Origin of the sequence: Kribbella alba (assembly GCF_039529635.1) — a bacterium.
GTDB lineage: Bacteria > Actinomycetota > Actinomycetes > Propionibacteriales > Kribbellaceae > Kribbella > Kribbella alba.
The window spans coordinates 1,098,201-1,119,544 of the sequence record NZ_BAAANE010000004.1; the positions used below are offsets into that span (position 1 = coordinate 1,098,201).

At 68.5% G+C, this 21,344-nt stretch carries 20 protein-coding genes and 1 pseudogene; 8 read left to right on the forward strand and 13 right to left on the reverse strand.

The features are described 5' to 3' along the window. Positions 1–90: 90 nt before the first annotated feature. Together ABD210_RS12020 and ABD210_RS12025 are read right to left on the reverse strand one after the other, a co-directional pair. Entirely contained in the window at positions 91–975 is an 885-nt protein-coding gene (locus tag ABD210_RS12020) for a carbohydrate ABC transporter permease (protein ID WP_344111199.1), read from the reverse strand. After that, positions 965–1,978, reverse strand: coding sequence for a carbohydrate ABC transporter permease (locus tag ABD210_RS12025; protein WP_344111201.1), 1,014 nt, complete (start codon positions 1,976–1,978; stop codon positions 965–967). Before ABD210_RS12025 ends, ABD210_RS12020 begins: the two co-directional genes overlap by 11 nt. An 880-nt stretch (positions 1,979–2,858) precedes the next feature. Between ABD210_RS12025 and ABD210_RS12030 the strand changes: the two genes are divergently transcribed. From ABD210_RS12030 to ABD210_RS12040, 3 genes are all read left to right on the forward strand, one after another. After that, entirely contained in the window at positions 2,859–3,455 is a 597-nt protein-coding gene (locus tag ABD210_RS12030; protein ID WP_344111202.1) for a hypothetical protein, read from the forward strand. 55 nt (positions 3,456–3,510) lie between these two features. Further along, on the forward strand, positions 3,511–4,035 hold the full coding sequence (locus tag ABD210_RS12035; RefSeq protein ID WP_344111203.1) for a dihydrofolate reductase family protein: 525 nt from the start codon (positions 3,511–3,513) through the stop codon (positions 4,033–4,035). Positions 4,036–4,453: 418 nt separating this feature from the next. Continuing rightward, positions 4,454–5,701 carry an MFS transporter gene (locus ABD210_RS12040; protein ID WP_344111205.1) on the forward strand — a complete coding sequence of 416 codons (1,248 nt, stop codon included), beginning with the start codon at positions 4,454–4,456 and terminating at the stop codon, positions 5,699–5,701. A 720-nt stretch (positions 5,702–6,421) separates the two neighbouring features. Here ABD210_RS12040 and hemB read toward each other — a convergent pair. From hemB to ABD210_RS12075, 7 genes are all read right to left on the reverse strand, one after another. Then, the gene (hemB, locus tag ABD210_RS12045; protein ID WP_344111207.1) at positions 6,422–7,405 is read right to left on the reverse strand and encodes a porphobilinogen synthase; all 984 of its coding nucleotides are present in this window, start codon (positions 7,403–7,405) and stop codon (positions 6,422–6,424) included. An 8-nt stretch (positions 7,406–7,413) separates the two neighbouring features. Beyond that, the gene (locus ABD210_RS12050; protein ID WP_344111208.1) at positions 7,414–9,171 is read right to left on the reverse strand and encodes a bifunctional uroporphyrinogen-III C-methyltransferase/uroporphyrinogen-III synthase; all 1,758 of its coding nucleotides are present in this window, start codon (positions 9,169–9,171) and stop codon (positions 7,414–7,416) included. Then, on the reverse strand, positions 9,168–10,049 hold the full coding sequence (hemC, locus tag ABD210_RS12055) for a hydroxymethylbilane synthase (RefSeq protein ID WP_344111209.1): 882 nt from the start codon (positions 10,047–10,049) through the stop codon (positions 9,168–9,170). Before hemC ends, ABD210_RS12050 begins: the two co-directional genes overlap by 4 nt. Then, entirely contained in the window at positions 10,046–11,344 is a 1,299-nt protein-coding gene (locus ABD210_RS12060; protein WP_344111210.1) for a glutamyl-tRNA reductase, read from the reverse strand. Before ABD210_RS12060 ends, hemC begins: the two co-directional genes overlap by 4 nt. A 67-nt stretch (positions 11,345–11,411) precedes the next feature. Continuing rightward, positions 11,412–12,170 carry a redox-sensing transcriptional repressor Rex gene (locus tag ABD210_RS12065; RefSeq protein WP_344111211.1) on the reverse strand — a complete coding sequence of 253 codons (759 nt, stop codon included), beginning with the start codon at positions 12,168–12,170 and terminating at the stop codon, positions 11,412–11,414. 138 nt (positions 12,171–12,308) lie between these two features. Then, positions 12,309–12,545 carry a glutaredoxin family protein gene (locus ABD210_RS12070; RefSeq protein WP_344111212.1) on the reverse strand — a complete coding sequence of 79 codons (237 nt, stop codon included), beginning with the start codon at positions 12,543–12,545 and terminating at the stop codon, positions 12,309–12,311. Beyond that, entirely contained in the window at positions 12,542–13,990 is a 1,449-nt protein-coding gene (locus ABD210_RS12075) for a class I adenylate-forming enzyme family protein (RefSeq protein ID WP_344111213.1), read from the reverse strand. Before ABD210_RS12075 ends, ABD210_RS12070 begins: the two co-directional genes overlap by 4 nt. Positions 13,991–14,027: 37 nt before the next feature. On the opposite strand from ABD210_RS12075, the gene ABD210_RS12080 reads away from it, so the two are divergent. The 3 genes from ABD210_RS12080 (at position 14,028) to ABD210_RS12090 (ending at position 16,303) form a co-directional block, all read left to right on the forward strand. Continuing rightward, positions 14,028–14,453: an HAD family hydrolase gene (locus ABD210_RS12080; protein ID WP_344111214.1), complete on the forward strand. Its 426-nt coding sequence runs from the start codon at positions 14,028–14,030 to the stop codon at positions 14,451–14,453. 189 nt (positions 14,454–14,642) lie between these two features. Beyond that, positions 14,643–15,185, forward strand: coding sequence for a sigma-70 family RNA polymerase sigma factor (locus ABD210_RS12085; RefSeq protein WP_041289570.1), 543 nt, complete (start codon positions 14,643–14,645; stop codon positions 15,183–15,185). 56 nt (positions 15,186–15,241) lie between these two features. Then, positions 15,242–16,303: a lysophospholipid acyltransferase family protein gene (locus ABD210_RS12090; protein WP_344111215.1), complete on the forward strand. Its 1,062-nt coding sequence runs from the start codon at positions 15,242–15,244 to the stop codon at positions 16,301–16,303. A 221-nt stretch (positions 16,304–16,524) separates the two neighbouring features. Here the strand turns inward: ABD210_RS12090 and ABD210_RS12095 are convergent, their stop codons facing one another. The 3 genes from ABD210_RS12095 to ABD210_RS12105 form a co-directional block, all read right to left on the reverse strand. Then, positions 16,525–17,601 (reverse strand): DUF5667 domain-containing protein, encoded by a 1,077-nt coding sequence (locus ABD210_RS12095; RefSeq protein WP_344111216.1) that lies wholly within the window; start codon positions 17,599–17,601, stop codon positions 16,525–16,527. Positions 17,602–17,618: 17 nt separating this feature from the next. Next, positions 17,619–18,686, reverse strand: coding sequence for an NAD-dependent epimerase/dehydratase family protein (locus ABD210_RS12100; protein ID WP_344111217.1), 1,068 nt, complete (start codon positions 18,684–18,686; stop codon positions 17,619–17,621). 67 nt (positions 18,687–18,753) lie between these two features. Further along, entirely contained in the window at positions 18,754–18,855 is a 102-nt protein-coding gene (locus tag ABD210_RS12105) for a 30S ribosomal protein bS22 (RefSeq protein ID WP_008356322.1), read from the reverse strand. Between the two features lie 123 nt (positions 18,856–18,978). Here ABD210_RS12105 and ABD210_RS12110 point away from each other — a divergent pair. Continuing rightward, positions 18,979–19,350: pseudogene (locus ABD210_RS12110) on the forward strand (class I SAM-dependent methyltransferase); the annotation flags it as partial. An 81-nt stretch (positions 19,351–19,431) separates the two neighbouring features. On the opposite strand, the gene ABD210_RS12115 reads toward ABD210_RS12110, so the two are convergent. After that, a complete protein-coding gene (locus ABD210_RS12115; RefSeq protein ID WP_344111218.1) occupies positions 19,432–19,959 on the reverse strand; it encodes a GNAT family N-acetyltransferase in 528 nt (175 codons plus the stop codon). Between the two features lie 116 nt (positions 19,960–20,075). Between ABD210_RS12115 and ABD210_RS12120 the strand changes: the two genes are divergently transcribed. Beyond that, positions 20,076–21,332 (forward strand): serine hydrolase domain-containing protein, encoded by a 1,257-nt coding sequence (locus ABD210_RS12120; RefSeq protein ID WP_344111220.1) that lies wholly within the window; start codon positions 20,076–20,078, stop codon positions 21,330–21,332. Positions 21,333–21,344 lie beyond the last annotated feature (12 nt).

Sequence of the window (21,344 nt, forward strand, 5' to 3'; positions counted from 1 at the left end):
GCACCTTTCGGATTGCGGGAGTTTCGATGCCGCGGCTACTTGATGCCGGGGGACTACTTGATGCCGGGGGACTACTTGATGCCGGCTGGGCTACTTGATGCCGGTGGTGGCGATGCCCTTGATCAGGAACCGCTGGCCCAGCAGGAAGGCGAGGAAGACCGGCACGAGCGACACCACCGACATCGCGAACAGCGAGCCCCAGGATGTGCTCGCGGTGGCATCCACGAAGGACCGCAGCGCCACCGGAACGGTGTACATCTTCGGATCGGTCAGGTAGATCAGCTGGCTGAAGAAGTCGTTCCAGGTCCAGATGAACGTGAAGATCGTGGTGGTCGCCAGCGCCGGCACCATCAGCGGCAGGATCACCCGCAGGAAGATCCCGGCCCGGCCGCAGCCGTCGATCCGGGCCGCCTCGTCCAGCTCCCGCGGGATGCCGCGGATGAACTGCACCATCAGAAACACGAAGAACGCGTCGGTGGCCAGCAGCTTCGGCACGATCAGCGGCAGGAACGTGTTGATCCAGCCGACCTTCGAGAACAGGATGTACTGCGGCACGATCACCACGTGGATCGGCAGCATGATCGTGACCAGCATGATCGAGAACCAGAACTTCTTCCCAGTGAACTCCAGCCGCGCGAAGGCGTAGGCCGCCATCGAGCAGGACACCAGGTTCCCCAGGATCGCTCCGAACACGACGGCCGCCGAGTTCAGCAGATAGCGGGTGAACGGTTCCGTGAGCGCGTTCCAGCCGACCCGGTAGTTGTCGATCTCGAGGTCGCGAACCAGCAGGCCGGGATCGCGGAAGATCTCGTTGCCCGGCCGCAGCGAGCTGACGATCATCCAGATCACCGGGTAGAGCATCACGATCGCGGTGGCCGCCAGCGCCAGGTGGATCAGCGCGGGCCGGATCCGGCCCCGGCCGAGCGTCGCGGTGCGGCCGTGCGCGACCGCCCTGTCCATCGTCTCAGTCGTCATAGAACACCCAGTACTTCGAGGCGACGAAATTCGCCGCGGTGAAGACCCCGATGATCACGAGCAGGAACCACGCCATCGCCGACGCGTAGCCCATGTCGAAATTCCCGAAGCCCCGGTCGTAGAGATAGAGCGTGTAGAACATGGTCGAGTCGGACGGTCCGCCCGTTCCGCCGGAGACGACCAACGCCTGGGTGAACGACTGGAACGCGTGAATGATCTGCAGCACCAGGTTGAAGAAGATGATCGGTGTCAGCAGCGGCAGCGTGATGCTGGCGAACCGCCGCAGCGCACCGGCACCGTCGACGGCGGCGGCCTCGTAGTACATGGAAGGGATCTGGCGGAGGCCGGCCAGGAAGATCACCATCGGGGCGCCGAAGGTCCAGACATTCAGCACCACCAGGGTGCCGAGCGCCGTGCTGGGGTCCGAGATCCAGCCCTTGCCGTCGATCCCCAGCGGCGCGAGCACCTGGTTCAGCAGGCCCTCGGTGCCGAAGATCTGCTTCCACAGGATCGCGATCGCCACACTCGAACCAAGGAGCGACGGCAGGTAGAAGATCGAGCGGTAGAACGCCATCCCGCGAACGCCACGATCCAGTACCACGGCCAGCAGCAGGGCGACCGCGAGTTGCAGCGGTACCGAGACCAGCACATAGGTGAAGGTGACGCGCAGCGAATTGTGCAGCCGCTGGTCGGACAGCATCCGGGTGAAATTCTCCAGCCCGATCCACTGCGGCGCCTGGATCAGGTTGTAGTCCGTGAAGGCCAGGTAGAGCGACGCGAGCATCGGCCCGACCGTGATCAGGAACAGCCCGAGCAGCCACGGCGTGAGGAACAGATACGCCGCCAGATTGTCCTTTTTATTGACCTTCCCCGCACGGTGTGGCTCATTGACCTTCCCCGCGCGGTCCGGCTGATAGACCTTCCCCGCCCCACCACCCCGGTCTGGCTTCTGCCCGGGCGGCTTCTTCCGTCCGAGCGTGCCCAATTGTCCCAGCGCGCTCATACTTTCTTTCCTCCAGAAAGCCTCTCGGTGGTTCGGAAAGCGTTTGCCCTGGTCGGTCAAGTTAATGCAGCGAACCGGTTCAGACAAGACTCCGGCGCGCTATTCGATGACCGATTCCGGACAGCCGCGAACTCTTGACACATTCCGCCTGCCCGGCGACGGTACTGGGCCTGTGGCAACCGCCTTCCCAGCCCTGATGAGGTCTTCATGCAGCGTCGAACTTTCCTTGCCGGCTCGCTCAGCGGTCTGTCCGCAGGCATCTTGATGCCTGCCGGCGCAGACGCCGCGGCAGGTTTCATCCAGCTGCGAGCCTCCTGAGCTCAACCGACGGAGACCGCGAGCGTGCTGGTCACGGCCGGTTCAGTTGGCTGTTGACGCGCAGGACGGCTTGGCCGGTTCCGCCGCCTGTTCACCGCGGCGGAGACTCCCTTTGCCGGCAAGGGTCAGCCGCGGTACGGGCGCGAGCAGGATCTGATCAGTCGCCAAGTTGTAAGACGTTGATGCCGCGGCCCGGCCGGTCACCACGTAGCGCAGGACGCCTGATCCGGCTGGTAGGTCCAGCTCACCGTGGGTCCAGCTCGCGGTACTGGTAGGAGCCATCGGCCGGCGCGAGGTACTCGTCGAAGCCCGCGCCCAACTGGCTGCCGTTGACAAAAAGTTGCGCCTGGCCCCTGTCGGCGTGCGCCTACCATTCCGCAGGCCCTCACCCAGTACGTCGACGCGTACGGCGGCGCGATGTGAAACGTCCAGTTGGCGGCGGCAACATTGAGCGCCCTGCCCGTGCTGATCGTCTTGGTCCTGGCGCAGCGGCAATGTCGAAGGGTTGGCACAAACCGGACTCAAGGGGTGACGCGACCCGCTAGGCAGCCAGAATCGCCACATGGCACCTGACTCGGAGGAGATGGACCCAGCCTCGTTCCGGGCTGCCTGGGACGAGGCGACCCGCGTGGTCGAGGCCGCCTACGGCGAGATCCGGCCGGTGGCGCGCAAGCTGAGCCGCGCGATGCGGTGGGAGCAGTACGTGCAGTACGACTTCTTCGAGTCGCGGCCGGCGATCGCGGAGAGCCAGGCGTCCTACCCGGTCACCCGGACGATCAAGGCGCCTGACGCGGACTACCCGAACCTCAAGCGGTGGGATGTCGTCACCCCGGGCTACATGTGGCATCTGCGCCGGCATCTCGAGGAGGCAGAGAGCGACGAGCTCGCAGTCTCTGTCCAGATCTCCCTGACAGTCGACGGAGACGGAACCGCCCGGCTTCGCAGCGGCGACCGGCTCACCCCGGCGACCGCCGAGGCGTGGAACGAGCTGACCGCCGGCATACTGGAGCCGCGAGCGGTGCGGATGGCAAGGCTCGGGCGGTCGCCGTTGAAGGTGCTGTGGTTCCTCGCGCAGGCCTTCCTGTCTCCGGTGCTGATGTTCTGGCCGATCCTGCTGGTGGGGCTGATCGGGATGCTGGTGCTCAAAGCCTGCCGCTAGCGCTCGCTGTGTCGGTGGCGACGTACACAAAGAAAGCGTGCTGTACAAAAGAACCGTGACTTTCCATGCCGCGGTTTTCATTGCGACCAGCCTCGACGGATTCATCGCGCGCCCGGACGGGTCGATCGACTGGTTGACCGAGCGGGGCGAACAGGCCGGCGACACCGGGTACGACGAATTCATGGCCGCGGTGGACACCGTGGTGCTCGGCCGGACCACCTACGAGAAGGTGCTCACGTTCGACTTCTGGCCGTACGAGGGTAAGCAGGTCGAGGTGCTCAGCACGACCCTGGCCGGCAACGCCGACGAGCGCATCATCGTGCACCGCACCCTCGACGGGCTGGTCCAGACGCTGAACGACCGCGGCGCCAAACGCGTCTACGCCGACGGTGGCCGGGTGGTCCAGACCTTCCTGCGAGCCGGCCTGCTGAACGAGCTCACCATCACCGTCGTCCCCGTCCTGATCGGAAGCGGCATCCCCCTCTTCGGCGAGCTGGACCACGACATCACCCTCACCCACAACGCGACCCGCACCCTCCGCGCCGGCCTGATCCAGTCCGACTACACCATCCACCGCTAACCCCACCCTCCCCCGCCACCCCGCACCCGCCGGCCCGGCACCCCGCGCCCGCGCCCGCGCCCGCGCCCGGCGGCACCCGCGCGCTCCCGCCACCCCGTACCCGCGCTCCGCGGCACCCCCGCACACCCGCGCTCCCGCCACCCCGCACCCGCGCCATCCCGGGCACGCCGGTCATCCGGCCCAGGCCAACCCGGTCATCCCGGGAACCCCGCCCCAAGCGCAGTCCCAGCAGGGATTGCCCACCGCGCTTGCGGATTGCCCACCGAGCTTGCGGGTTGCCCACCGAGACTCAGGGGTGGCAACCCACAATCTCGGTGGGTAACCCCCCGGCAGCGCGGGAGTCGGAGGGCAGTCGGGCGGGGTTGCAGCTGGGAAATGGGTTGATCGCGACGGGCCGATCGAAGGAGAATCGCTCCTTGTGCCTGGAGCCCCGAGGTTGTTCGCGGATGTGAGTCCGCTGCGGGAGTCGGTCGAGTTCCGCTGGTTGTGGGCGGGGCAAGGGCTCTCGTCGATCGGCAGCATGATGACCGCCGTTGCCGTCGCGATCCAGGTCTACGACCTCACCGGCTCGTCGGTGGCAGTCGGCGCGGTCGGCCTCGCGAACCTGCTCCCCACCCTGCTGCTCGGCCTCTTCGGCGGCTCGATCGCGGACGCCGTCGACCGTCGCCGCCTCGTGCTCATCACCGGCAGCGGCCTGACGGCGGTATCCGTTGTCCTCGCCGTCCAAGCCCTGCTCGACTGGCGCGAGGTCTGGCTGCTCTATCTGCTCACGGCAATCAGCTCCGCCGTCGCCGCCGTCGACACCCCCGCCCGCCGGACGTTCATCCCGCGCATCCTGCCGCTCGAACGACTTCCCGCCGCGGCCGCGTTGTCCCAGTTGTCGTTCCAGGTGGCGTTGATCGCCGCGCCACTGCTGGCCGGAGTACTGATCGCTGCCCTCGGACTCGAAGCGGCGTACGGGCTGGACGCGTTGACGTTTCTAGCGGGCCTTTACAGCGTTCGCCGGCTGCCGCCGATGCCGCCAGAAGGTGGTGGGTCGGCGTTCGGCTTGAAGTCGGTCGTCGAGGGCCTGAAGTACGCGGCAAGTCACAAGCTGATCGGGATGATCTTCCTGATCGACCTCAACGCGACCGCGCTCGCCATGCCGACGGCGCTCTTCCCCGCCCTGGCTGCGACCCGTTTCGGCGGCGGCCCGGAGACGGTCGGATTCCTGTACGCCGCGGTCGGTGTCGGCGGCCTGGTTGCCGCCGTACTGTCCGGCCCACTCGGCCGCCTCCGGCACCAGGGCCGGGCGATGCTCAGCTCCGTCGCGATCTGGGGAGCCGGCATCGGGTCGGTCGGCCTCACCCACTCGCTTCCCCTCGCCTTGGTCTTCCTCGCGACGGCGGGTGCGGCGGACATCGTCACCACCGTGTTCCGCGCCACCATCCTGCAGACCAAGACCCCCGACGACCTCCGCGGCCGCCTCAACTCCCTCGACTTCATCGTCGGCCTTGGCGGCCCCAACCTCGGCAACCTCCGGGCCGGCACCGTCGCCGGCCTCACCGACCCCGTCACCAGCATCATCACCGGCGGCCTCGCCTGCCTTGCCGGCATCACCGCCCTGGCCGCCGCCTCCCCCACCTTCCGCCGCTACGACGCCAAAGCCACAGACCAGCTCACCTGATCCCCGACCCGAACTGCCTCGCGACCTCACTCACGGACGCAGACCCGCCGGACCGAGCCCGTCCAGCGCGCACTCGAGCCGCGTCCAGCGGTGGGGACACGAGCCGCGTCAAACCGTGGGCACTCGAACGCCGTCCAGCAGCGGGGACTGCGGCTCACGATCCGCGATGCGGACGGCAACGAGGTCTTCGGACACCTTGTGGGGACTACGGACACCTTGTGGGACAGGCATTTCCCTGTCCGCGATCCCAAAAGGTTGTCCGAAGTCGCCACTTGTCGACGCGATTCGCCAACCCGCCGCACCATCTACGGCTGGCCGCGAACGACGAATCCGCGGCTGACCCCGTCAAGGCCAGCTAGTTGCCGGGCTGCCACAGAGTCAGGGGCCTGGTACCCGTGTGTACCGACGGACAGGACGTGGATGTCGCGGGGGCAGTCCTCCAGCCTGTGGCGCCGGCACGATCACCGGATCGGACGACTACTACCTGTTCCTCGGTACGGCGAGCGCCCTCTCGCGGTTAATGCAGGGCACCACGGGCAGTGACCCACGCACGGCGCAGGGCAGCACCCGGCGCAGGGCGGCGCCCGGCGCAGGGCGGCGGTGGGCTGGTTCAGCGCCGGGCTAGGAGGTGGCCGGCTTCGGGGGGCCCAGTACGTCAGGATGGTGTCGGCGCCGGCCCGGCGCGGGGCAGCGCCCGGCGCAGGGCGGCGGTGGGCTGGTTCAGCGCCGGGCTAGGAGGTGGGCGGCTTCGGGGGCCCAGTACGTCAGGATGGTGTCGGCGCCGGCCCGGCGGATCGACGTCAGGGTTTCGAGGATCGCGCGTTCGCGGTCGATCCAGCCGTTCGCGGCGGCCGCCTCGACCATCGCGTATTCGCCGGAGATGTTGTACGCCGCTACCGGGACGTCCACGTGGTCGCGGACCTGGCGGATGATGTCCAGGTAGGCGAGAGCCGGCTTGACCATCACCAGGTCGGCGCCTTCGGCCAGGTCGAGGTCGACCTCGCGGAGGGCCTCGCGGGCGTTGCCGGGATCCTGCTGGTAGGTATTCCGGTCGCCCTCCAGGGACGAGTCGACGGCTTCGCGGAAGGGGCCGAAGAAGGCAGACGCGTACTTCACCGCATACGCGAGGATCACCGTGTCGAGGTGCCCGGCCGCGTCCAGCGCAGTACGGATGGCTCCGACCTGGCCGTCCATCATCCCGGACGGGCCCACCACGTGCGCGCCCGCGGAGGCCTGAGCAACACCCATCTCCGCATAAATCGCAAGCGTCGCGTCGTTGTCGACGCGACCGGACGAGTCCAGTACGCCGCAGTGCCCGTGCGAGGTGAACTCGTCGAGGCAGAGGTCCGCCATCACCAGGATGTCGTCGCCGGCCTCGCTGACCGCGTCCCGGATCGCGACGTTGAGGATGCCGTCCGGGTCGACCGCACCCGAGCCGACCTCGTCCTTCTCAGCCGGCACTCCGAACAGCATGACGCCGCCCAGGCCGAGCTGAGCAGCCTCCGCAACAGCCTTCCGCGCGGTGTCGCGCGTGTGCTGCACAACCCCTGGCATCGAGCTGATCGCGATCGGCTCGCGGGCACCTTCCCGGATGAACATCGGCAGGATCAACTGCCGCGGCTCCAGCGTGGTCTCGGAGACCAGCCTGCGCATCGCCGCCGACGACCGAAGCCGCCGGGGCCTGACATCCGGGAAACCTGCCATGACGAAACTCAGCTCTTCCTACGGGAGCCCGAGCGGCGCTCGGACGGACGGGTGACCGGTTCACCGGCCTCTACCATCGTGTCACGCCGGTCCGCACCGAACCGGGCGAGTGCGTCCGCGAGCTCCTCGGCGGACGGGCTGTCGGCCATCGCGTCGACCCGCAGACCGTGCTCCTCGGCGGTCTTCAGCGTCGCCGGGCCGATCACCGCGATCACCGTCGACGCGTGCGGCTTGCCGGCGATGCCGACCAGGTTGCGCACGGTCGAGGACGAGGTGAAGACGACCGCGTCGAACTTGCCGGACTTGATCGCCTCGCGGGTCGGCGCGGGCGGCGGGGCGGCCCGGACGGTCCGGTACGCCGTGACGTCGTCGACCTCCCAGCCGAGATCCGTCAGCCCGGCGACCAGAGTCTCGGTGGCGATGTCCGCCCGCGGCAGGAAGACCCGGTTGATCGGGTCGAGCAGCTCGTCGAACGGCGGCCAGTCCTCGACCAGCCCGGCGGCGGACTGCTCACCCGTCGGCACCAGGTCCGGCCGGATGCCCCAGGCCGCGATCGCCTCAGCGGTCTTGTCGCCGACCGCCGCGATCTTCAGCCCGGAGAAGGCCCGCGCGTCCAAGCCGTACTCGTCGAACTTCTCCCGGACCGCCTTGACGGCGTTCACCGAGGTGAACGCGACCCACTCGTACCGGCCCTCGACCAGGCCGCGGATCGCCTTGTCCATCTGCTGCGGGTTGCGCGGCGGCTCGACGGAGATCGTCGGCACTTCTTCGGGCATCGCGCCGTACCGACGCAGCCGGTCCATCAGCGGGCCGGCCTGGTCCTTGGTCCGCGGCACGAGGATCCGCCAGCCGAACAGCGGCTTGGTCTCGAACCAGCTGAGCGTCTCGCGCTGCTCGACCACCGAGCCGACCACGATGACGGCTTCACCCGTCACCTTGGCCGCGCGGAGGTCCGCCACGATCGTGCTCAGGGTGCCTACCACGCTGGTCTGGGCGGTCGTCGTACCACCGACCGTCGCGGCGACCGGCGTACCGGCGTCGAAGCCGGCCTCGATCAGCGCGGCGGTGGTGTCCTTGAACACCTCGACGGCGTTGAGCAGGACGAGGGTCTGCTTCGGGTGCAGCCGGCTGAAGTCGAGCTTGGCCTCGGCCAGGTCGAGGACCGTGACCTCGCGCTCGCCCTTGACCGTCAGCGGGATGCCCGCGTACGTCGGGACGGCGCTGACCTCGCTGACTCCCGGAACCACGTTGAAGCCGATCCCGGCCTTGCGGCAGGCGGCGGCCTCCTCGGCTCCGCTGGAGAACGTGAACGGATCGCCGGTGAGCAGGCGGACCACGCTCGCGGCGGACTTGGCGGTCTTGACCACCAGGCGCGCGCGGGCGGCCACTCGCAGGGCCCGGCTGCCCTCGGCGCCGGAACCGTCGATGATCTCGACGCCCGGCTTGCAGTACGCCAGGAACGGGTCGTGCTCCGGGCCCTCCACCACCACGGCGTCGGCGTTCGCCAGTACGTCGCGGCCGGCGATCGTCAGCAGGGCTGGATCACCTGGGCCGACGCCGACGAACGTGACATGGCCGAGCGGTCTGGTCTGCCGGGACACTGCCGCTGCGGTGCTGGTGCTGGCGGCGATCTTCGCCGGCACCTTCTGGGGTGCCTTGGTGGCCGCTGTCTTCGCGCTGCTCACGTCTGCTGTCGCCTTTGCCCTTGTCTTGCTGCTCGTCTTCGTCGTCGTGCTCGTCGTACTCGTGCCCCGTGCCGGTGTCATGTCTGCTCCAGCAACTCATTCGCCAGCGCCCGTCCGAGCGAAGCCGGGTCGTCGACCGGCCCGTTGGCGGACAGCCGCCGTACGCCGCCCTCCTGGCCGAGCGCTCCCCGCAGCCAGAGCTCCGGGCCTTCCTCACCTTCGACCACCTCGGCCAGCGCGCCGACCGGAGCCGTGCACCCCGCCTCGAGGGTGGCAAGCAGTTGCCGCTCGGCCGTCACCGCGGCACGGGTGGCCGGGTCCTCCAACGGCGCGAGGGCTTGCAGCACCGCGGCGTCGTCGGCGCGGCACTCGATGCCGAGGGCCCCTTGTCCGGGTGCCGGGAGGAGCTGGATCGGATCCAGCGTCTCGGTCACCTCCGCAAGGCGGCCCAACCTGGACAACCCTGCCCTTGCGAGCACCACCGCGTCCAATTTGCCGTCGTGGACCATCGCGATCCGGCTGTCCACGTTGCCGCGGATGGCCGTCAGCTCCAGGCCGAGACCGAGCGCGTCCAGCTGCGCCTGCCGGCGAGGCGATCCGGTGCCGACCACCGCGCCGGTCTGCAGTTCGCCCAGGCTCAGTCCATCGCGGGCGACCAGTACGTCGCGCGGGTCCTCGCGGACCGGGATCGCCCCGAGCGTCAGGCCGTCGACCGAAGCCGTCGGCAGGTCCTTGAGCGAGTGGACGGCGATGTCGATCTCGTGCGCCAGCAGGGCGTCCCGCAGCGCGCTGACGAAGACGCCGGTGCCGCCGATCTGCTCCAGCGGCGCGCGGTTGGTGTCGCCGTGGGTCACGATCAGCACCAGTTCGACCTCGTGCCCGAGGGCCCGCAGAGCGTCGGCCATGTGGGTCGCCTGGGCGGTCGCGAGCGCAGAGCGGCGCGTTCCGAGCCTGATCATGCGCGTTCACCTCCGATGGACTTGGGCGCCGTCTTCTTCGGTGCCGTGACCGCGTCGACGGCGGCAGGGTCGAGTGCGAACAGTTCTCGCAGCGCATCGGCGTACGTCGGGCCGCCTGGATCGGCAGCGAGTTCCTTCACCCGCACGGTCGGCGTGTGCAGCACCTTCTCGACGACCCGGTGGATCGTCCGTGCAACTTCCGCACGCTGTGCCTCGGCGAGGTCAGGCAGCTTGCGGTCCAGCCGGGCCAGCTCCGCCTCGACGAGTCCGGAAGCCATCGCCCGCAGGGCAACCACGGTCGGCGTGACGGACGCTGCCCGCCGGGTCGCCTCGAAGGCACCCGTCTCCTCGCTGACGATCCGGCGTACTTCGTCGATGTCATGCTCGCTGCCGCCCGCAGTACCGGCGAGGTCTGCGAGCGTGACCAGGGTGACGCCGGGGACTCGCGCGGCTGCAGCGTCCACGTCGCGTGGAAGAGCCACGTCCAGTACGCCGAGCGGCCGCCCGTCCGTGGCGTTCCGAACCATCTCTTCGGTCAGTACCACGCCTCGCGCGCCGGTGCAGGAGACCACGAGATCGGCCTCGAGCATCGCGTCCGGAACACCCGCCAGCGGGATCGCAGTACCGCCGATGCGGTCCGCCAGCGCGGTGGCGCGATCGAAGTTGCGGTTGGCGATGGTGACGTTGGTCGCGCCGCCGGCCAGCAAGGTCTGGGCGGCCAGTGATGCCATCGAGCCGGCACCGACGACCAGTGCGCGGCGACCCTCGAACCCGCCGACCGCGTCGAGTCCGGCGGACACCACCGAACGTCCGGCCGAGTCGATCCCGGTCTCGGCGCGGGCCCTCTTACCGACCCGCAAAGCGTGCTGGAACAAGGCGTTCAGGCCGGTGCCGATCGTCTCCAGGTCCTGGCCGACGCGCAGCGACTCCTTCACCTGGCCGAGGATCTGGCTCTCACCGACGACCATCGAGTCGAGTCCGACCGCGACCTGGAAGAGGTGCGCGACGGCGCCTTCCTCGAAGTGCACGTAGAGGTGCTCGGCCAGGTCCAGCAGCGGCACCCCGGTGATGTCGGACAGGATCGAGGTGACCTCGTCCATGCCGGCGTGGAAGCGGTCCACGTTCGCGTAGACCTCGGTGCGGTTGCAGGTGGCGAGCACGGCGGACTCGGTGACTGCCGGCGTGTGCTGGACCGCGAGAGCGAGCTTGGTCGCCGCCTCCGGGTCGAGCGCGACCCGCTCGAGAACAGAGATCTCGGCACTGCGGTGCGAGATGCCGACGACGAGGTAGCTCATCCGCGTCCTCGCTTCGCTCCGGGCGCGGATGGGGCACGAGACACACTGTGCCGAATGATGAGCTCGCTCATGCGCCGACGCCTCCCCCGACACTGGGCAGATCGATTTGACCGTTCATCGTCGCTGGTAGCTCGGGCACCTCGGTGAGCGCCGCCTCTCCGGACTTTCGTTGTTCGTGGTACGCCAGGATCTGCAGCTCGATCGAGAGGTCCACCTTGCGGATGTCGACGCCGGCAGGCACGGACAGCACCACCGGCGCGAAGTTGAGGATGCTCGTCACCCCGGCCGCGACCAGGCGATCGCAGACTTCCTGGGCGGGACCGGCGGGCGTCGTGATGACGCCGATGGAGACCCGGTCGGCGGCGACGATCGCTTCCAGTTCGGCGAAGTCGCGGACTACCATGTCGCCGATCCGCTCGCCGACCAGCTTCGGGTCGGCGTCCAGCAGCGCCACGATCCGGAAGCCGCGGGTGCCGAAGCCGGAGTAGTTCGCCAGCGCGTGGCCCAGGTTTCCGATCCCGACGATGACGACCGCCCAGTCCTGGGTGACGCCGATCTCACGGGCGATCTGGTAGCGCAGGTACTCGACGTCGTAGCCGACCCCACGGGTGCCGTACGAGCCGAGGTAGGACAGGTCCTTGCGGAGCTTGGCCGAGTTCACCCCCGCCGCGGTCGCGAGATCCTCGCTCGACGCGGTGGCGATGCCACTGTCCGACAAAGCGGTCAGGGCCCGCAGGTACACCGGCAAGCGCGCGACAGTGGCCTCGGGAATGCCGCGTTCGGTTCTCGTCGGCGCGCCGGGGCGACGGCTGCGGGCAGGCGTCACAATTCTCCTGGAAATGGTGGTTCGCAAGTCACCGCCTCGCGGCCGGCGACTACCCCACTCTAGGAGTTTGTGAACGTGAGAACAAAATCGGCGAGCTGACTGGTGACAGCCGTCACTCGTGCCGGCGGGTGGGATGGGTCAGCTTGTCAAGGCCTTCTTCAGCCGAACCGGGTCGACCCGCCAGAAGTCGTGCTGGCGGCCGTCGACGAAGGTGACCGGGATCTGCTCGCCGTACTCCTCGAACAGCTTCGGGTCCTGGGTGATGTCGATCTCGGTCCAGTCCACGCCCAGCTCGGCGCAGACGTTCTCGACGATCGCCCGGGCGTCGTCGCAGAGATGACAGCCGGGTTTGCCGTAGAGGGTGACCCTGCTCATCGGCCCGCCTCCCGCAGCCGGCCCTTCGCGACCTTGCCGGTCACCGAGTGCGGCAGGTGGTCGACGACTTCGAGCTCGACCGGGCACTTGAACCTGGCGAGCCGCGACCCGGCGTACTCACGGACCTCCGCGACCTCAACCGTCTCGCCCGTCCGCGGTACGACGAACGCCTTCACCGCCTCGCCCGTCTCGTCGGACGGTACGCCGATCACGGCGGCCTCCCGTACTCCCGGCGCCTGCACGAGGACTTCCTCGACCTCGCTCGGGAACACGTTGAACCCCGACACGATGATCAGCTCGCGCAACCGGTCGACCAGGAAGAGGTCGCCGTCGGCGTCGAGATAGCCGACATCGCCGGTGCGGTACCAGCCTGCGTCGTCCGGGCCGTCCATGCCGTCCGGCCAGTAGCCCGAGAAGAGGTTGCCGCCGCGGACCAGGATCTCGCCGGGATCGTCGCCTTCCACGTCCTCGCCCCGCTCGTCCGCGATCCGCAGGTCGACGTTCGGCAGGGGCCGGCCCACCGAGCCCGGTTTCGGTTCGTCCTCGCCTAGCGTCGTGGTCACCCCGGGCGAGGCCTCGGTCAGCCCGTAGCCCTGGTGCACGAACAGCCCGGTGGCCAGCTCGAACCGGTCGGCGAGCCCCCGATCCAGCGTGGACGCGCCGGTCAGAACCACCTTGACCGTCTGGAGAGCTTCCTTCAGATCGTCCCTGGCGAGCAACGCGTGCAATGCCGGCGGAGCCAGCGGCAGCCGCGTCACGCCGTACTGGCGGATGAGATCGAGGGTGTGGGTCGACTCGAACCGCCGGTCGAGGATGAGGGCCGCGCCGGTGGCGATCGCCCAGCCGAGCACCGCGTTCAGGCCGAAGGCGTGGAACAACGGCAGCACGCCGAGGACGACGTCTTCCGGGCCCATCCGGTCCTCGCCGAGGTCCGCGAGGTTCTTCACGTTGGCCGCGAGCGCTCGGTGGGAAAGCATCGCGGCCCGCGGATCCCCGCTCGTGCCGGACGTGTAGAGCAGGACCGCGAGTGTCTCCGGATCGGTCTGTGGCGTAAGCGGAGCGTGACCGCCGAGCTCGCCGGGGCGAACCGCTCGGAGGCCTCCGACCTTGTCCGCGAGGTCCCCGTCGGTGACCGCCAGCCGGGCCCCGGAGTGCCCGATCACAGTGCCGATCTCACCCTTGGTCAGGCCCGTGTTCAGCGGTACGGCGACCAGGCCGGCGCGGAGAACCCCCAGGTAGGACGTGACGAACTCGATGCTGTTCGCCATCAGCAGCACCACCCGGTAGCCAGGCACCAGGCCGGCCGCCGCATACCCCTCGGCGGCCTCGTCCACAGCCGCGTCGAGCTCGTTCCAGGTCACCCGCCGGTCGCCGTCGACCAGCGCCGGACGATCCCCGTGACGTTGCGCTGTGTCACGAAGAACGTCCGCGAAGTTGAAGTTCACCAGGCGAGTCTGTCATGGGGCCACTAGGGTGCTCTGCATGACTCGACCCTCGACGCGTGATCTGCGCGCCCGGTCGGTTCTCGCCGGTGAAGCGTCCGCCGCTGCCGCCGAGTTGGAGGCCGCGCTGGAGATCCCGCAAGTGGGTCATGCCGCCGCGTCCGTCGACCTCGGCAACACGATGTTGCAAGGTGCGCTCGCCCAGCAGCACCTGGACGCGGGCGAGTGCGTCTGGCTGCTCACGGCCGCTCAGGTGGAGGTCGCGCGGCTGCTCGCCAGGCGGCTCGGACTGACCGGCGCGCTCGGAACGGTTGCAGCGGAGCGTGACGGGATATATACAGGTGAACTCGTGGGCGACATGCTGCATGGCCCGGCCAAGGCAGAGGCCGTCCGCGCGGGTGGGGAATCCATGCGCGATCAACCCCGACAGCAGGCTGCGCCGCCATGCGGAAGTAGGCGGAAGTAGCCGGCTGGCGCATTCGTGACTATCGGACCGGACGGAAGGCGGCGCGCCTCGGGATGTTGACAGCGGGTGTTTCAGGGGTAACGCTCGGTGCTGTCTCAGCCGCTGTGGCCATTCGCGGATGTGTCAGTCGTAGACGTGTCAGTTGAACGGGGAGAGATCTTGACCACGCCGGAGCCAAGCCCGGACGGGATGAGACGTGCAGAGCTCGTCGATCGCGCCCAGGCCGGGGACGTCGGTGCCTTCGGTGAGCTGTACGACGAGTACTCGCTCACCGTGTATCGCTACATCTACGCGCGGGTGTCGTCGTCGGCACTCGCAGAGGACCTCACCAGCGAGACCTTCGTCCGGGCGCTGCGCGCGCTGGACTCGTTCCGCTGGCAGGGCCGGGACTTCGGCGCCTGGCTGGTGACGATCGCCCGGAACCTCATCACCGACCACTACAAGTCGGGCCGGGTCCGGCTCGAGGTGGTCACGGACGAGATCGAGACCCACGACCGGCAGACCGAGGGGCCGGAGGTCGATGTGCTGGCCGCCGCCACCGCCGAGGTACTGCGGGACGCGGTCGCGGCCTTGCCCGACGAGCAGCGCGACTGCCTGACGATGCGGTTCTTCGCCGGTCTGTCGATCGCGGAAACGGCCAAGGCGCTCGAGAAGTCAGAGGGCGCCGTCAAGCAACTGCAACTGAGGGCCGTACGGCACTTGGCGAAGGTTATCCCCAAGGACTTGAGGTGAGGAGGATGACAACGAATGTCTTTCGTAACCCGTCAGGGAGTTTCCTCGTTTGCCTGGTGAGGACCTGTCGGTCCGGCGGTCGCCCCGGCCGCGGCAGCGGACGCCGTACGACTCCGTCGGCCGCGGCGCGGGCACTGGCCGGGCCCGCGGCGGCCAGGTCGCGCAAGAAAAACAGCGAGCCTGATCCCAGCTTCGAGGAAGCCTTCGAGGAGCCGCGCGAGCAGGCGACGGTGGTCTCCGAGCAGTTCGCCGGCTTCGAGCAGTTGGTGCGCGACACGCTCGGTGCCGGCGGTGAGCGCAAGGTCGCCGAGTTCCTCGCGTTCCTGCGCCGTCGGCTGACCGGGGACTACCAGGTCGACGAGTTCGGCTACGACCCCGACCTCACCGACGAGGTGCTGCTGTCCTTCCTGCGCCCGCTCGCGGAGAAGTGGTTCCGGGTCGAGGTCCGTGGCATCGAGAACATCCCGGACAGCGGGGGCACGCTGATCGTCGCGAACCACTCCGGCACGATGCCGCTGGACGGGCTGATCACCCAGCTCATCGTCGCGGATCACGCGCACCGGCCGCTGCGCACGCTGGCCGCCGACCTGGTCTTCAAGACACCGTTCGTGGGCGAGCTGGCCCGCAAGGGTGGTGCGACGCTGGCGAGCAACGACGACGCGGAGCGGCTGCTGAGCCTGGGAAACCTGGTCGGGGTCTGGCCCGAGGGGTTCAAGGGGATCGGCAAGCCGTTCAGCGAGCGGTACAAGCTGCAGCGGTTCGGCCGGGGCGGATTCGTCAGCGCGGCGATGCGGACCGGCGTACCGATCGTGCCGTGCTCGATCGTAGGTGCCGAGGAGATCTACCCGCTGGTCGGCAACATGGCGTCGCTGGCGCGGCTGCTGGGCGTGCCCTACATCCCGATCACGCCGTTCTTCCCGCTGCTCGGGCCGCTCGGGCTGATCCCGTTGCCGTCCAAGTGGCTGATCGAGTTCGGTGAGCCGATCCGGACCGACGACTTCCCAGAAGGCGCGGCCGACGACCCGATGCTGGTCTTCAACGTCACCGATCAGGTCCGCGAAACCATCCAGCAGACCTTGTACGCCCTGCTCATGCAACGCCGCAGCGTCTTCTTCTGACCTCTGCCTGCGCCTCTGCTTACGCAACTTCTTGCGCCTCTTCTTGCGTCCGAGGAACCGTGGGTTACGCCCCCGCGTTCTTCGGACGCAACGAGGTGACCGCAACGAGGTGGCCGCAACGAGGTGACCGCAACGAGGTGGCCGCTGCGGCCGTGACCGCTGTGGGCGCAACCGAAAGGGCCCCGTTCGACTTGGTCGACCGGGGCCCTTTCGGGTACTGGTTACTTCCAGGGTGGCAGCAGGGTTTGCAGCACACCCGGAAGGTTGACCGTCGGCAACGGCAGGCTCAAGGTCGGAAAGGGCCACGGCCAGTTAGGTGTCGACGGCGTCGGCAACGTCGGGAGCGAAGGCCCCGACGGTGTGGTGGTCGGCTTGTTCGAGTTCGGCGGGGTGCCGAGGATCGTCGGCGGGGTGCTCTGCTCCTCGACGGCGGTCGTGTTCGGCAGCTTGGTCGGAGCCGAGCTCGGCTTGGCGCCGGGCGATGGCTTCGTGGTCGGCGCGGACGGTCCGGCATTGGTCGGATCGTTCTCGTCGCCCGGGCTCGTCACCGTCGGCTGGCCCGCGTTCTTGGCCGGCTTGGCCTTGTCGCACTTCGGGCAGGCCACGTTCGTGTGCTGGGCCAGCTGCTCGATCGTCGCCAGGGCCTCGACAGCGGCCTTGAGCGATTCGGGCGGCAACTTCGGAGCGAGCTCACCGATGGCCTGGCGGGCGCTGGTGATGAACGTCGTGATCGCCGTGATCGAACTGGTGTCGCCGTCCTGCTGGTACGACGCGACGAGCCTCGACACACCCTTACGGGCCTGCGCCGAGAAGTCGTCGAGCGTGCTGCCGATGGTGGCCACGTCGCCACCGTTCGCAACCAGCGCACGGACCTCGGAGAGTCGGTTCATCGCGTGCTCGAGATCGCGCCGGCCGCGGGAGTCGTCCCCGACGCTGACGTTGGTGGAGACGTTCTCGATGCTGCGCTTCATCCCGTACAACGTGTCGCCGGGCATCGCCTGCTGAGCGGCGGCGGCAGAACCGATGCCACCTCCGAGCAGGACCAGCGCGGCTGTACTGGCCACTAGCCGGATCCGCCGGCCGTGACGATGGCGGATATCTGTCACGGACGCGTCGTCGTCCTCGCGGGGCGGCGGGTCATCCGGGCTGTCCGGAGTGCTGCGCACCACGGTCGGAGTCGTCGCGGCACGAGCCGCGGCCTGCTCGAGGAGGCGGTGCCTCAGCTCGGCAGTGAACTCCGGTCGCGGTGCCACTGCGCCGGCGGTCCTCAGCCGTCCGACCAGCTCCACAGCGTCCATAAGCTCAGGGTCATCGCTCAGTCGCGAAGAGTGACGGGGCCCGTGATCGACGGCGTGCGCGAAAGTCTCCGCGCGCGCTCGAGCCCTGTGTCCCCCAGCCCGGCGCTCAGCAACCGCGAGGCCGACGTGATAGCGCCAGGCCGCTGCGAGCGCTTGAAGTCGTCGAAGGCGGCCGCGGTCGTGTACTCCGGTGCGAAGCCGAACTCGCCGCGCATCCTGGTGGTGTCGACCACGCGGCCGTAGGTCAGGAAGGTGATCTGGTCGGGCGAGAAGTCGGCGAGCCTGGCACGGCGGACCACGGCGGCGGTGCCTGCCGCGGTGAAGGAAGGGAGCCGGGCGGCGGGATGTCCGAGGCGCCGGATCGCCTGGGAGAGATAGATGATGCCGTCGCCGGCGATGTTGAACGTGCCGGGCAGGTCGTTCGCGGTCGCGTGGTGGATCGCCCCGACGCCGTCGTTCTCGTGCAGGAACTGCAGGCGGGCGTCGAAGCCGAGGACGGTGGGGATCACTGGCATCGCGAAGTACCGGGTCATCGGGGAATCTGTCTGCGGGCCGATCCAGTTGGCCATCCGCAGGGTGGTGACGCAGACGTCGGGGCGGCGCCGGGCGAACCCGCGCACGTATCCCTCGACCTCGACCGCGTCCTTGCTCAGCCCTGTCTGGTGGATGGCCCGGGGCGCCATCTCCTCGGTGAACATCGCCGGATCGCGGGGACCGGCGCCGTACACGGTGGTGGAGGACTTGACCACGAGCTTGCTGATGCCGGGAGCCTTCTGGCAGGCGGCGAGCAACTGCATCGTGCCGATGACGTTGATCTCCTTCATCGACGATCGGCCACCGGCGCTGCCAGGGGTCGCCACGACGCCCGTGTGGACGACCGTGTCGACGTCCTCACCGGCGATGACCTTCGCGATGACGGGGTTGCGGATGTCGGCCCGGACGAACCGAACCCGGCCGAGCTCCGCACGAGGCGGAACCACGTCGATACCGATCACGGTGTCGATCGTGGGATCCGCGGCCAGGCGGCGGGCACAACGAGCACCGGCGTCCCGGGAGACGCCGGTAACCATCACTACCTGTGCCACGAGAACCCCCAGCCAGACAGCAAACCCCAACAGCGCCGCTCTGGATCGCCAGAGCGGCGGGACCTGCTTACTTGCCGAGCTTGCGGCGCTGCACCCGCGTCTTCTTCAGCAGCTTGCGGTGCTTCTTCTTCGCCATGCGCTTGCGGCGCTTCTTGATGACCGAACCCACAGTGGACCTTCCAAACTTAAAGAGAGCGTCGGCAAAGCCTACCTGTAGGTCACCTCGCTGACCTAAGTGAGGGTTGTCGGTGGGTCTGCGTAGGGTGGAATCCCGACGCGCCAGGAGGCTGCGATGACGGCTCGCTACAACGGTTTGGCCGACTGGTACGACGCCAGGTTCGTGGTGGGGGCGGAGCCACATCAGCCAGGTCTGCTGGAGCTGCTGGGGTCCGGGACCGGGCCCTGTCTGGACCTCGGCTGCGGCACCGGGCGGAACTTCGAGACCATCCGGGCGAGCGGGCGCAGCGTCGTCGGCGTGGACCGTTCCGCCGACCAGCTCCGACTCGCGCGGACCAGGACCGACGGCCCGCTGATCGAGTCGGATGCCGCTGTGCTGCCGTTCGCGGACGAGTCCTTCGACACGGTGATGGCGTTGTGGATCTCGACCGATCTGGACGATTTCGAAGGCGCGTTGCAGGAGGCGACGAGAGTGCTGCGCCCCGGCGGCATCTTCGTCTTCTACGGCGCCGGGCCAGATGTACGTGATCGGTCACTGGATGACCTGCAACGACTGGGTCCTCGAGCTCTAGCCGAGTTCAGCCAAGTGTTCCCACGTCCGCAGCCTGACCTCGCGGCCCTTGTCCGTCACGACGTTGAGCGGCAGGTCGGTGAGCTGGTAGCCGGACCGCCGGGCGACACCGTTGCTCGCGGCGTTGTCCGGCTCGATCTCCAGGATCACCCGCGGCAAGCCGGCCACGTTGTGTGCGTACTCCGTCATCAACCTCACCGCCCGCGCTGCGAGACCTTGCCCGCGGGAGGCGGCTCCAACCACATAGCCGACGAACGCCGCCTCCTGGCTGAGCATGACCTCACCCAGCGGCCGCTCGCCGTCCGTGGTGATGGCAAGGTGCACCCGCCCGTTGTCCGAGTGCGCCCTGTCGAGATAGGCCTCTGCCGCGTCCAGGTCGAACGGAGTCACCAACGGCGTCCAGTACGCCACGTCCGGGTCGTCGAACACCTCCACCATCGCGGCCAGATCCCCGCGCTCCCACTCCCGCAGTACGAGCCCGTTCCCCGCCAACCGCACACCCGGACCGCCATACCTGATCGTCATGGGCCCAGTCTCCAATACGCCGTGGATCGAGCGCGCGGGATTTCGGACTGACCAAGTCCTGTAGCGTTCGCAACATTGAGTCGTGAGATTGCAGTCGTCACCACGAGGGTGGGCTGATGGCCGACACGTGGATCACCGGACATCCCGAGATTGTCGGGATGTCGTCCGAGGGGCTTGAACGAGTCACCGCGCTGGTACGCCGGTACGTCGAGCTAGGGCGTTATCCGGGCGCGGTCAGCATGATCGCACGACGAGATCAGGTGGTCCAGTTCGAGACCTGCGGCTCGATGGACGTCGAGCGGCACAAGCCGATGCGACCGGACACGGTGTTCCGGATCTACTCGATGACCAGGCCGATCGTCAGCCTCGGCCTGATGATGTTGTACGAGCACGGGCTCTTCCAGCTCGATGACCCGGTCGCGACCTTCCTCCCGGAACTGGGTGCCCTCAAGGTCTTCGCAGGCGGCGACGCGGATTCCTTCGAGGTGCGTGACCCGGCTCGGCAGATGACGGTGCGAGACCTGCTGATGCACACGTCGGGCCTTGCCGCGTACAACTCGGCGACTCCGGTCGGCGAGCTCTACCGCAGGGCCGGACTCGGCGACCCGGACTCCACCGGCACGCTCGCCGAGCTGCCCGGCCGGTTGGCCGGCATACCGCTGCAGGCCGATCCCGGCTCCCGCTGGATCTACGGCATCTCCACCGACCTGGTCGGCCTGTTGTGTGAGGTGCTCAGCGGAATGCCGCTGGACCGGTACCTCGAGGAGCGGATCTTCGCGCCACTGGGCATGGTGGACACCGGCTTCTCGGTCCCCGCGGCCGCGATCGACCGGTTCGCTGCCGGCTACAGCTTCCGTGACGGCAACCCGGCCTATGAACTCGCCGACGATCCGCGGACCAGTGACTACACCCGTCCTCGCCCGTTCCTGTCCGGTGCCGCCGGTCTCGTGTCGACCGCCGGGGACTATCTGCGGTTCTGCCGGATGCTGGCAGGAGGCGGTGTTCTGGACGGCGTACGCATCATCGGACCGCGGACGTTGCGGTTCATGACCACCAACCACCTGCCGGGCGGGCAGGATCTGGCCGGCATGGGCGGCATGGGCGGCATGGGCGGCATGGCCGACTTCGGCGGCGAGACCCGCCGCGAGGGCCAGGGGTTCGGCCTCGGCTTCGGCGTACTGCTGGATCAGACGACCGCCCAGACGATCGGAACGGCAGGCGAGATCTTCTGGGGCGGCGCGGCCTCGACCGCGTTCTTCGTCTGCCCGGCCGAGGAACTGATCGTGATCTTCTTGACCCAGCTCCGGCCGTCGGCCAGCTATCCGATCCGGCGGGAACTTCGCGCCACCGTCTACGCGTCGATCATCGACTGACCCGCCGATGAT

Bases quoted from the DNA above. Each gene is read 5' to 3' on its own strand.
- ABD210_RS12020 (WP_344111199.1), bottom strand. From the start codon at position 975: ATGACGACTGAGACGATGGACAGGGCGGTCGCGCACGGCCGCACCGCG.
- ABD210_RS12025 (WP_344111201.1), bottom strand. From the start codon at position 1,978: ATGAGCGCGCTGGGACAATTGGGCACGCTCGGACGGAAGAAGCCGCCC.
- ABD210_RS12030 (WP_344111202.1), top strand. From the start codon at position 2,859: ATGGCACCTGACTCGGAGGAGATGGACCCAGCCTCGTTCCGGGCTGCC.
- hemB (WP_344111207.1), bottom strand. From the start codon at position 7,405: ATGGCAGGTTTCCCGGATGTCAGGCCCCGGCGGCTTCGGTCGTCGGCG.
- ABD210_RS12050 (WP_344111208.1), bottom strand. From the start codon at position 9,171: ATGACACCGGCACGGGGCACGAGTACGACGAGCACGACGACGAAGACG.
- hemC (WP_344111209.1), bottom strand. From the start codon at position 10,049: ATGATCAGGCTCGGAACGCGCCGCTCTGCGCTCGCGACCGCCCAGGCG.
- ABD210_RS12060 (WP_344111210.1), bottom strand. From the start codon at position 11,344: ATGAGCTACCTCGTCGTCGGCATCTCGCACCGCAGTGCCGAGATCTCT.
- ABD210_RS12070 (WP_344111212.1), bottom strand. From the start codon at position 12,545: ATGAGCAGGGTCACCCTCTACGGCAAACCCGGCTGTCATCTCTGCGAC.
- ABD210_RS12080 (WP_344111214.1), top strand. From the start codon at position 14,028: ATGACTCGACCCTCGACGCGTGATCTGCGCGCCCGGTCGGTTCTCGCC.
- ABD210_RS12085 (WP_041289570.1), top strand. From the start codon at position 14,643: ATGAGACGTGCAGAGCTCGTCGATCGCGCCCAGGCCGGGGACGTCGGT.
- ABD210_RS12095 (WP_344111216.1), bottom strand. From the start codon at position 17,601: ATGGACGCTGTGGAGCTGGTCGGACGGCTGAGGACCGCCGGCGCAGTG.
- ABD210_RS12115 (WP_344111218.1), bottom strand. From the start codon at position 19,959: ATGACGATCAGGTATGGCGGTCCGGGTGTGCGGTTGGCGGGGAACGGG.
- ABD210_RS12120 (WP_344111220.1), top strand. From the start codon at position 20,076: ATGGCCGACACGTGGATCACCGGACATCCCGAGATTGTCGGGATGTCG.